At 43.0% G+C, this 11,360-nt stretch carries 9 protein-coding genes; 7 read left to right on the top strand and 2 right to left on the bottom strand.

What is annotated here, in order from left to right; all coding sequences use genetic code 11:
• Window position 1 precedes the first annotated feature (1 nt).
• Complete coding sequence (locus tag LEP1GSC192_RS11485; RefSeq protein ID WP_020769990.1) at window positions 2-2,842, bottom strand: adenylate/guanylate cyclase domain-containing protein; 2,841 nt, start codon at window positions 2,840-2,842, stop codon at window positions 2-4.
• Window positions 2,843-3,164: 322 nt separating this feature from the next.
• On the opposite strand from LEP1GSC192_RS11485, the gene LEP1GSC192_RS11480 reads away from it, so the two are divergent.
• On the top strand, window positions 3,165-3,683 hold the full coding sequence (locus tag LEP1GSC192_RS11480) for a hypothetical protein (RefSeq protein WP_020770090.1): 519 nt from the start codon (window positions 3,165-3,167) through the stop codon (window positions 3,681-3,683).
• 39 nt (window positions 3,684-3,722) lie between these two features.
• Here the strand turns inward: LEP1GSC192_RS11480 and LEP1GSC192_RS11475 are convergent, their stop codons facing one another.
• A complete protein-coding gene (locus tag LEP1GSC192_RS11475) occupies window positions 3,723-4,199 on the bottom strand; it encodes an STAS domain-containing protein (protein ID WP_020770167.1) in 477 nt (158 codons plus the stop codon).
• A gap of 106 nt (window positions 4,200-4,305) precedes the next feature.
• Here LEP1GSC192_RS11475 and LEP1GSC192_RS11470 point away from each other — a divergent pair, with 106 nt between their 5' ends.
• The 6 genes from LEP1GSC192_RS11470 to LEP1GSC192_RS11445 all read left to right on the top strand — a co-directional run bounded on the left by LEP1GSC192_RS11470 (window position 4,306) and on the right by LEP1GSC192_RS11445 (window position 11,358).
• Window positions 4,306-6,192: a nucleoside-diphosphate sugar epimerase/dehydratase gene (locus LEP1GSC192_RS11470; protein ID WP_036089831.1), complete on the top strand. Its 1,887-nt coding sequence runs from the start codon at window positions 4,306-4,308 to the stop codon at window positions 6,190-6,192.
• On the top strand, window positions 6,185-6,664 hold the full coding sequence (locus LEP1GSC192_RS11465) for a ClpXP protease specificity-enhancing factor SspB (RefSeq protein WP_036089828.1): 480 nt from the start codon (window positions 6,185-6,187) through the stop codon (window positions 6,662-6,664). The genes LEP1GSC192_RS11470 and LEP1GSC192_RS11465 overlap by 8 nt, the downstream gene beginning before the upstream one ends.
• Window positions 6,661-8,268, top strand: coding sequence for a membrane protein (locus LEP1GSC192_RS11460; RefSeq protein WP_020770140.1), 1,608 nt, complete (start codon window positions 6,661-6,663; stop codon window positions 8,266-8,268). Before LEP1GSC192_RS11465 ends, LEP1GSC192_RS11460 begins: the two co-directional genes overlap by 4 nt.
• A gap of 80 nt (window positions 8,269-8,348) precedes the next feature.
• Window positions 8,349-9,260 carry a protease HtpX gene (gene htpX / locus LEP1GSC192_RS11455; protein ID WP_020770124.1) on the top strand — a complete coding sequence of 304 codons (912 nt, stop codon included), beginning with the start codon at window positions 8,349-8,351 and terminating at the stop codon, window positions 9,258-9,260.
• Between the two features lie 96 nt (window positions 9,261-9,356).
• Window positions 9,357-9,890: an adenine phosphoribosyltransferase gene (locus LEP1GSC192_RS11450; protein ID WP_036089889.1), complete on the top strand. Its 534-nt coding sequence runs from the start codon at window positions 9,357-9,359 to the stop codon at window positions 9,888-9,890.
• A 7-nt stretch (window positions 9,891-9,897) separates the two neighbouring features.
• The gene (locus tag LEP1GSC192_RS11445) at window positions 9,898-11,358 is read left to right on the top strand and encodes a S1C family serine protease (protein ID WP_020770104.1); all 1,461 of its coding nucleotides are present in this window, start codon (window positions 9,898-9,900) and stop codon (window positions 11,356-11,358) included.
• Window positions 11,359-11,360 lie beyond the last annotated feature (2 nt).

Raw genomic sequence — 11,360 nt, 5'->3', positions numbered from 1 at the left:
ATCATTTATGATCTCTCGTATACACCCCGTCCCAAGAAGCAGGCGGAGGGGTTTTTTTATACTCATTACATCTTTCTACGAGTAAATGGACCGCTTTATCATCCTTACCTTTTGCTTTTTCGGATTCTTTAAACTTTTTAATGGCAGCATCCCATTTACGGTCCAAATATAACGTTAAACCTTCTTCGTATAAGCCGACGATTTCTTTTTTGGCGGAAGCGACACCTTTCAATTCTGAGATTGCTTCGTAAAGGATCACAGGGTCGTTTTTACCTTTCACCCGGACTAAATCTAGTTTTCTTGTAAAAATAGAATCCTTAATTTCAGAATGGACTGAATCCGAAACCAAGATGGAAACTCCGTAATCTTTACCTGCAGCTTCCAAACGGGCGGCGAGGTTTACCGTGTCTCCCATCATTGTATAAGATGCGAGTGCATCCGTTCCCATAAATCCAACTTTAGCAAGCCCGGTATTCAGACCGATACGGATCTGCATATCTCTTGCATCCGGAATATATTTTTGGGCTTTCTTCCATCCGGCTCGTAACTCTTCCAGTTTTTCCAACATTTTGATGGAAGCGCGGGTCGCTTTTAAACAATGACCTTCCACATCCACCGGTGCGTTAAAAATCCCCACGATCGCATCCCCGATGTATTTATCCAAAACTCCGTCATGGTCCTTTAGGATCAATGTCATAGCGGAGAGATATTCGTTTAGAAGTTCCGACAATTCCACAGAGCTTAACTTTTCGCTAATATTAGAAAATCCTGCTACATCGGAGAAGAATGCGGTCACTCTTTTTTCGGTACCTCTTTTGAGGGCGGCTAGATCTTTCATCGCCTCACCGATCACCACAGGGTCGATCATACTTCCGAGGATACCCTTGATCTTCTCTCTTTCTCGAAGACCGGTCACCATTTGATTGAGTGCGACGGAAAGATTTCCGAATTCATCGCTTCCGCCCTGCTCGAATTCAACGTTCAGGTCTCCTCTACCTACTTGTTCCGCATTTCGAATGAGACGTTTGATCTTTGTGACCACAAAACCTGAGATAAACACCGCTAAGAAAATGGAAAACCCGCAGATCCCCAATGCGGAAAGTACTGCTCTATCCCTATTGCGGCGAATGGATTCCAAACCTTCCGTTCTATCCACTACAGTCCGGATCACTCCCGAAAAATTGGAGGCCAGCACAACCGTAGGAAGATCGTCGGAAACTTCTGAAATTAAAGGTGTAACGTCCAATTTCCAAAGGATTTGTTCTGCTTCCGTTCTACTATTCCCTATAATCCCATCCGGAAAGAGCGCTTTTAATTTTGCGGTCGGGGTTTCACTTTCTCCCGAATAGATCCATTCCCTGACGGCGTTCCAACGTTTTTGGAAAATTTCTTTTCCTTCTTCCGATTGCACCGATTTAGCGTAGTCGGAACCGTCCGGTCTGAATCTGAGCAAGATCTGATCCTCTAAAGCCGAGTCTCTGATAGAACCGAAGGACTCTACTTCAAGTTCCTCTTCTTCTTTTGGAGGATTGTTTCGCAGATATGTGGCGTATAATAAATTTCTTTTTCGAACCAAGGCAGCATATTGAGCATACTGTTTCTTAAATTCTTTATCTTTGAATGGAGGGATCGGAGGTTTTTTTTCCTTCAATTCCTTCAGCCTGGTTTCTAAGACAGGAGGTATTTTAGAAAGTTCTGATAGAATTTCCTGTTCTTCCTTTAAATAATTATTCCAAGGTCCTAGGGTGGCTCTTCTGGATTCTAATAATTTGGCTCTTTCCGTAGATGCAGGATTTCTAAAATGAGGAGAATATAAGGCCTGCAATTCCAAACCATTCTGCTGGAAAGACGTAGGACGGATCTCTCCTAATACTCCTGCACCTTCCAGAAGTGAATTGAGCGCCGACTTTAAACCGTCTTCCAAATTTTCTTCCATAGGGGCTTGGTTGAGAGAAGATTCTGAATCGAAAATTTTAGTATCTAATGTTGGCTCGGACGCTTCTCCCGTAATAATTCCTGAAACTGGAAATGTTTGGATTCTAAACCTACCGGTGTCCAATCCCAATTCTTTAATTTTTCTCTTTTTAGATTCTGCAAGAATGCTGACAATCTTCTCATCCAGTTCGGATCTGAGTTTTCTTGCCAGAAGTGATTTTTTGCGAAGTTCTTCTTCCGCAGCTGAGATCTCCGTTAGATCCGGTTTTTCCTGATTTTCTTTTAACTCGCCTAAACGTTTTCGAACAAGTCCCGCTTCTCTATCGGCAAAGACGAATTTTTTTGCCATACCTTGCAAGCGGGCAAATTCCTTATCGCTGACGACTTCTTCTCCACCATGCTGAAGCTGAATACGGATGTTTTTTTCCAGGATTTGGATCTCATCTTTAGAAAGATAAGCGGAATAGTACGTGTCCAAAGTTTTACGGACCCTATTCTTTCCTAAAGCTCCGAACAAACTGGTCTTGATCCCGAAAAAGGAGACCTTGTTTTCCTGGACTACGGTCTTAGTTGTTTTATATTTTTTTAATGCTTCCGTTTGTTTACTGACCCGGTCCCGGAATTCCTCGATCCTGATCAAACTTTGAGAAATATTATCCAATTCCAAAACGAGAGAAGAAATATACTTTCTGGAAATGGCGGCTTCCCTATCATAACTTTCCGTGAGGATCTCAGTTTGTTGCCTCACATAAATGAAGGAAAGAATGAGAATCGTTAGAACGATCAGACTTCCGGTAAACCAAGCGAGTTTTGCCCGAATTCCGGAATAAAATAGTCTCGGAAGAACTAGAGTAAGATCTAGGATTTTTTGTCCGAAACCCCGTTTGTCAGAAGTCTGTGTACCCATATAATAGTAACAGCGCCAGTCGGATTTTTTTCTGGCAAGTCTATAAAAAAATGAATCCGCAAACCGGCCCAACCCTTTCGAAAAATATAATTTGAAACGAGGGTTCGATCGACCCAAAATTACGTTGACAGGAAATAAGATAGGTCAATAAGATTTCAACTCCTAACCCAGTCCCCAAGGTTGGAAAATTATTTCCTAAATTCGCCATCGATAGAAAGATTAGAAAATGAAAAATAATCTTTTGTAGGCTATATATTTTCGCTTCTAATCGACCTGGAAAATAACGTATCGACCCACTTCGAATGATCAAGAGTACAAACTAATGTTTAAAATCATAATATCACTCTTCACATTTTTTTTACTGTTCAATTGCGGTGATAAGCCAAACCCCGTCACCGGCACGGCGGAAGAATCCTCCCCTAATTATGAAAGTTTATTATTAAAAAACTCCGGTGATTCGTTCCGTAAGGTTTTAAGTACAAAATCAATCCTAGTCTTTATTCCGGACCTGACGATCATTCTTTCCGGAAAAAAAACATATTTGGATTATTCTCTGAACCCGGACGGAAAAATCTCTAAACCGTTCCCTTCTTCTCCGTGCGGTATTGAAGTGGAAGGTACTTGGCAAATAACGGAAGATAAAATTTCCCTGGACGGATATTGGAAAATCCCCGAAAAAACTTGTGAAACCGATTTTCTGAACGATCGACCTCATTCCGGTATACGCAAAAAAATCTCGCACCAGCTTATCGAATTTTTCGAAAGTAAAAAAGGTTCAAATGAACTTTCAGTAAAGATCAAGGATATTGGGATCGGAAAAGCAACGGTTATCGATCCTTAAATTTTAGAATGATCATATTGTGCAAAAAAGAAATCCAACTTAGAATAACTTCTCGTAACTAGCCGTTCTATAGTCTGCAGTCAGATAGAAAGTATGCGAACAGGAAGGGCAACGATAGTTTCCTTTACCCTGCACTCTCAGGATCTGGAGACAAGCGGGACAAGCCGTAGTGCTCTCGTTAGGTTCGAAACTCGGTACCGAATTTTGGCCGGAAACTAGATATTGTTTTGCTTCTTCTCTTGTTTTGAAATACGGGATTTTTTCTCGAAGTCCCAGACGATTCCAATCGCCCATAAGACTTTCCGATAATCCGCAGGCTGCATATCGGGAATTCAAATGAGCCAGAGAAGAGTTTTTGAGAGAAAGTAAACCGTTCTCGTCCCAGACTTGGAGATCTCTGGCGTCCAAAAGAATTTTATGAGGCTCACTTCGAAATAAAGGATCCGTTTTTTCTCGGAAAGTGTTTCCGAGTAAGGAATCCAGTTTGCCTTGTAAATTGACGATCAATTCTTTCACTAGAATAAAAGCCCTTTAAAGTTTCGATTCAGATCGGGTTTTTAAGCAACTCAAAAAATGTTAAAAAGATTGGACTTTTCCTCACCAGCGACATTTTTTTTACTTAATGGGTCAATGGAATCGTCGAAGCCTTCTTTTCCCTTTGGATTTAAGCTTCATGATCCTCTCCTATTTTTTAGCCCACCTGATCCGTTTTGAATCTACCGTATTTTTACAAGAGCCGAACGACTTTTATATTCCTCTACTCATCGTAGTAGTTTGTCGTTCTCTAGTATTTTTATTTTCGAATATATATAGATCGATTTGGGCCTACGCTTCCATTCACGACTTAGTTGAAATCATCAAGACCACTGTACTTTCCTCTCTCATCTCGAATACCGCACTCTTATTCTACAACGGATTCGAACATCTTTCCAGAATGATCCCTGTTATAGATACACTTCTTCTTCTGGGGTTTTTGTGTATTCGCAGCCTTTCTTGGAGACTGGTGAGAGATCAGTACATTCTGCGTAAAAAACAAGGGGATGGAATTCCTACATTAATCCTAGGCGCCGGAAAAACGGGAGCTACACTTCTCACTGAATTAAGAAGGCATAATGATCTAAATCTGCTTCCCCTAGGACTTTTGGATGACGATGAATCCAAAATAGGAGCTCATATCCAAGGTGTGCCGGTACTTGGAAAAATCGATCAGGCGGAGTTTTTGATCCGTTCTCTGGAAATCAAAAAAGTTCTCATCGCATTCAGTAATCCCGATGGGAAACAGATCGGTAAACTGATCAAAAGTTTCGAATCGGAGAATGTGGATTTTAAGATCCTTCCCTCTTTGGGTTCTCTATTTTTTGATCCGCCCAAAGTACAACAATTAAGAGAGATTCGGGTGGAAGACGTACTCGGTCGTCCGGTTGTAGACCTAGAAATAGAGTCCATCCGCTCCTATATCGCAGGTAAAACCGTGCTAATCACGGGAGCCGGCGGTTCCATCGGTAGCGAATTATGCAGACAGGTTGCGGTATTTCATCCTGCAAAAATGATCCTACTGGATTCCGCAGAAACTCCTCTCTACGAAATAGACTACGAACTCAGAAAAGTTTTTAAAGACAGCGGGATACAATTCAGGGCGGTAATCGCAGATATTAAGAATCCGCTGAGAATAGGCTCCGTTTTCGAATCGGATCGGCCTCAAGTCGTTTTCCATTCCGCAGCTTACAAACATGTGCCCATGATGGAGATCAATCCGTCCGAAGCGGTTTTAAATAATGTACTCGGGACTAAGAATTTAGCTGATATTTCTAGACATTACGGCACCGAACGTTTTGTTTTGATTTCCACGGACAAAGCGGTCAATCCGGTAAACATAATGGGCGCTTCCAAAAGAGTTGCCGAGTTATATCTGCAAGCGATTTCCCCGGGAACAAAAACCAAATTTATTACCGTGAGGTTCGGTAACGTGTTAGGTTCCAGCGGTTCGGTCATTCCTAGATTTAGAGAACAGATCAGCAATGGTGGTCCGGTGACGGTGACCCATCCTGATATTATCCGCTATTTTATGACAATACCGGAAGCGACACAATTGGTCTTACAAGCCGCAGCTATGGGGGAGAAGGAAGAAATTTTTCTTCTAGAAATGGGAGAACCGATCCGCATCCTCAATCTTGCGGAAGATATGATCCGACTTTCGGGTTTCAGGCCATATACGGATATTCCGATCGTGTTCACCGGTTTAAGACCTGGCGAAAAACTCTTCGAAGAACTGCTGTTAGACCTAGAAGGGATCAAAAAAACACATCATCCTAAAATCAGGATTGCAGCCCCTTTAGAGGAAGGAGATCCTAGCAGCTTCCAGGCCAGATTTAACGCGTTACTAGAAGCGGCGAAATCGGACCGAGAAGAGGAAATTTTCTCTTCTTTTAAAGCGTTAGTTCCTGAGTATAAAATACACAAAGAATATATCAGCGAGGAGACCTCGCGTAAGTTGAAAAACGATGGATAGTCCGAATTTAGAAGATATACAGACACTTCGAGAATTCAAAAAACAACTCTTTTCACTGTATTGGGAGAGGTTCGGCACCTTCTACGTACACGTAATGCCTCACCCCGATTTAAAGATCGGAAAAAGAGGACTCGTAGGAGAAGAGCCTGAATCAGGGATCATTCTAGTCATAGGCCCTCGCGCCGCAAGAGATATCAAAGTAGAAGAAGAATGGGTGTATGCAGAACTACAGTTCGGCTATACCTGGGAAGAAGTCTTCCTGCCTTGGGACGGAATTTTCAGATTTTTTGATAAGTCCCAACAAACAGTCACCCAGATGAGAATTTATTTGGGGAAACCGGATCTCCCTCCTAAAAAAGAGGAAACAACTTCGGCGGAAACCAAGGAAGAAGTTTCCGATCTAGGATCCGGATCTTCCAAACGAAAAGATAATGTAATCCAAGTAGACTTCGGGAGTAAAACAAAAAAATGAGCAAATACAAATGGTTTGTTGCCGGGGACCTGGATGGATTCTTCGGCCTAATGATCGATAACCTGATCCAAATTTTGGTTTTGGTAGCTTTGTGTATCGGTTTTTGTGGAATGCCTCAGGACTTCGTATTCAGAGTAGTCATCCCAGGAGCCGCAATCTCTCTACTCGTCGGAAATCTTTTTTATGCTTGGCAGGCAAGACAACTTGCACTTAAGGAAAACAGAAGCGATGTCACTGCATTACCGTACGGGATCAATACCGTTTCTTTGTTCGCATTCGTCTTTTTTGTAATGTTCCCCGTATACCAAAAGACGAATAGTTATAAGGCAGCTTGGTCCATCGGACTTCTTGCAAGCTTTGTATCCGGGTTAATCGAATTTTTCGGAGCATTTATCGCGGAGAAGATCCGAAAGGCTACTCCTAGAGCCGCACTTCTTTCTGCACTCGCAGGTATCGCGCTTACATTTATCTCCATGGACTTTTTGGTCCGCACATTCTTAAATCCACTCATTGCATTTGTTCCGTTTGGAATTATTCTTTTGCAATATTTTGGAAGAGTGGTATTCCCGTTCAAGATCCCAGGCGGACTCATTTCTGTCATCGTCGGGACCTTGCTTGCATGGTATCTTCCCCATTTCACAGGAAAACAAATGATGGACGGTGCAGCATTACGTTCTTCTATCGATTTCGGATTTAATTTCCCGGTATGGAGCGGTGGAAATCTATTCGAAGCCTGGAGTCAGATCGGAATCAGAGAATATCTTTCCGTAATTCTTCCCATGGGAATTTTTAACGTAATCGGTTCCTTGCAGAATATAGAATCCGCAGAAGCTGCAGGAGATAAATTTAACACCAGAAATTCTCTTATGATGAACGGTGTTGGAACAATTGTTGGTTCCTTATTCGGATCTCCTTTCCCCACTACAATTTATATCGGCCACCCGGGATGGAAGTCACTCGGAGCGAGATCCGGTTACTCCAGTTTGAACGGGATCTTCATGACCCTAATCGCGTTCTTTGGACTAGTCAGTTTTGTATGCGCTCTTATCCCTGTGGAAGCGGGTATGGCAATCGTACTTTGGATCGGGATCGTGATCGGTGCACAAGCATTCGAAGCGACTCCTACTAGACATGCACCTGCGGTTGTGATCGGACTTCTTCCTGCTCTGGCGGGTTGGGGAGTATTGATGATCCAAAGTGCATTCAATTATGCAGCCCCAATTCTTGCAAAAGCCATAGAGGGAACTGAAGCTGCCTCCAAAACCCAAAATATCTGGCTTTCCACAGTGCCTCTAGATCAGCCTATTTTTCCGTATTCTCTTGGTGGACTTTTGAGTTTATCCCAAGGATTTTTACTTTCTTCCATGGTTTGGGCTGCGATCGCAACATTTGTGATTGATAGAGATTTTAAGAAGGCAATCATCGCTTGTTTAATCGGTGCCTTTCTTGCCGGAACGGGGTTTATACATTCTTATTCCTTGGCTGGAAACGCAATTTTGAACTCTTTTCAGCTGAATCTGGGTCCATTTGTTTGGGCATATTTATTACTTGCGGGACTTTTTCTTTTAGCTTCTTTCTTAAAGAAGGAACCAAGAGCGGTCTAATCAATACCGGAATTTAGAAGACCGGCAGGCACGGAACTACCGAGGCCTGGAAAACTTCTAAAAAGGAGAACTGTTCGCCTATGGCGCTTTTTCGCAGATTTGGATTATTCGCATTAACGAATATCGCGGTAATCTTCACGATCGGATTAATACTCAGGCTTACCGGGCTGGATGTATATTTAGCTAAGTCCGGAGTACCGTACGCTACTACCCTTCTATTCGCTGCAATATGGGGTATGGGAGGCGCATTCATTTCCTTGCTGCTTTCCAAGTTTATGGTAAAGGCTTCCATGGGAGTCCAAATAGTCGATCCCAGAAACGCAACCGGATGGCAAAGAGATCTTTTAACTAGAGTGCAGAGATTGGCTTCAGCTGCAGGACTTCCAATGCCGGAAGTCGGATATTACGAATCTCCCGAGATCAACGCATTCGCTACGGGACCTAGCCGGAACAGCGCATTAGTCGCGGTTTCCACCGGACTTCTGAACGGAATGGATAGTGAAGAACTGGACGGAGTTTTAGGACACGAACTTTCTCACGTAGCCAACGGAGACATGGTAACCATGACCTTGGTGCAGGGAGTGATCAACTCGTTCGTGATCTTCTTCTCTTGGATCGTAAGTAAAGTGATCGTTTCTCAATTGAGTCGTAATGATGAAAGAGGATCCGGTGGTGGATTCTTTATGGAGTTCATGATCAGACAACTTTTGATGGTGGTTTTCGGACTTTTAGGTTCTATCGTAGTCGCTTATGTTTCCAGAGCGAGAGAATACAGAGCCGACGCCGGTGGAGCAAAATTGGCGGGAAGATCCAGCATGATCGCTGCCTTGGAAAGACTAAAAGTCGCTTTCACAAGAGATCCGATCGATCAAAGGGGAGAAACAATAGCTGCCCTAAAAATTTCCAACAGAGCCGGGGGACTTGCATCCTTATTTGCAACCCACCCTCCTCTAGAAGAAAGAATCGCTGCTCTCAGAGCAAAAGCATACTAAACCAAATTCGCGGCCTTCTTTTCCGAAGGCCGCTCATTCCCATTGAAAAAAGAATTGTTTGTTCCTTTCCGGAAAATGGAATTGGACTTCGAGCCTATGTCCATAGTTAAAAGCAAAATTCGCACGATCCCGGATTATCCCCGCAAAGGAATCCTATTCAGAGACATCACTTCCTTATTATTAGATCCGGAAGGTTTAGCTCTTACCATTGGAACTTTCGTGGACCGGTACACAAGCAAAGGAATCACTAAAGTAGCCGGAATCGAAGCCAGAGGGTTTATCATAGGTGCACCTCTTGCATTCCAACTTGGTGTAGGATTCATTCCGATCCGTAAAAAAGGAAAACTTCCTTCCGAAACTGTTTCCCAAGAATACGATCTCGAATACGGAAAAGATATAATCGAAATACATAAGGATTCCGTAGTTCCCGGAGACAGGATACTGATCATGGACGACCTAATTGCGACTGGAGGGACGATGATCGCCGCAGTTCAATTATTACAAAAATTAGGTGCAGAAGTGCCTGAAGCGGGAGTCATCATCGATCTTCCGGATCTAGGCGGGGCTACAAAATTAAACAAAGATCTAGGTGTTAACGTATTCTCCATCTGCGAATTCGAAGGACATTAAGTATCTCATGCGGATCCTGAAATCTGGTCTTATCGTACTAGTATTCTACCTTCATTTTCCTCTTTTCTCGGAAGAAAGAAGCGATTTCGATCATGTGCGAAAAGCAGTCGTGCAGATCAAAGTATATTCCCAGGCTTTCAGTGCATTTACTCCCTGGGCCACGGACGGGGTCCGAGCAAGTTCAGGCACAGGATTTCTGATCGGAAACAAAAGAATATTAACAAACGCTCATGTGATCTCGAACGCAAAGTACGTTCAGGTCCAAAGATACAATCAGACGGAATGGTACAGGGTTAAAATTCTACATGTAGCCCATGACTGCGACTTGGCACTTTTAGAGGCGGAAGACCCGGAATTTTATAAAGATTCGACCGAGCTCAGCTTAGGAGAAATTCCAGAACTCAACTCTTCTCTCATCGTTGTTGGATATCCCATTGGGGGGAATAAGGTCTCCGTAACCAGAGGGATCGTTTCCAGAAAAGAACAATCCAAATACGAACATTCTTCCGTAGACAGTCATTTAGTTTTGCAAGTGGATGCGGCGATCAATCCTGGAAATTCAGGCGGACCTGCCATCCAAAATAATAAGGTGGTAGGAGTTGCCTTCCAAGTTGCTACCAAAGGGGAAAATATAGGCTATCTCATCCCCACTAAAGTGATCCGTCATTTTCTAAAAGATATAGAAGACGGAAAATACGACGGTTATGTGGAACTTGGCATCGGAACATTCAATTCTTTTAATATTTCTCTCCGCAAAGCGAAAGGGATCCCCGACGGTTTAGAAGGGGTATTCGTGACCAGAATTCTTCCGAACGGATCTGCGGACGGATATTTGAAAGAAGGAGATTATCTTACCGAGATAGACGGTCTTGCCATCGGAAGGAACGGGACCATTACTTTAGATAAAGACGCTCGCGTGGATTTTACGGAAACGGTAGACGATAAGTATTCCGGAGAACCGATCCGATTCAAAGTATTCCGTAACGGAAAACTGATCGATGTGGAATTTAAGGCCAAAAGAATGCCTGATTTCGATTTTATGAGAAACAGGTACGATACACCTTTCGATTATTCCATGATCGGCGGATTATTATTCCAAGAAATGTCCAGAGACCTATTGGGTGCTTGGAGTAGGAGTGGAAATACCTCCGGCGGAAGTCAGTTCTTATATAGATACGATTATTTTATAGAAGATGGGATCGGCAGGACCAAAAAAGCGGACGTGGTATTGTACAGAAAATTGGCCCATCCGGTGAATTCTTCCTCCGATTATTTTCTAAATCTGGTTCTGGAATCGGTCAACGAGGAACCGATTAACAGCCTTGCGGACCTGAAAAGGATTATCGCGGGGGCCAAGTCCAAATTTTTAAAATTAAAATTTTTGAATATAGATCTACCGCTGATCTTGGATCGGGAGGAAACGCAAAAGGCGGATTCCCAGATCAGAAGCACCTACGGTTTGGAGTAATA

It is taken from the genome of Leptospira sp. B5-022 (assembly GCF_000347035.1).
Lineage (GTDB): Bacteria > Spirochaetota > Leptospiria > Leptospirales > Leptospiraceae > Leptospira_B > Leptospira_B cinconiae.
Note: the sequence above shows the minus strand (reverse complement) of the source record. Positions and strands in the feature narration are given on the sequence as shown.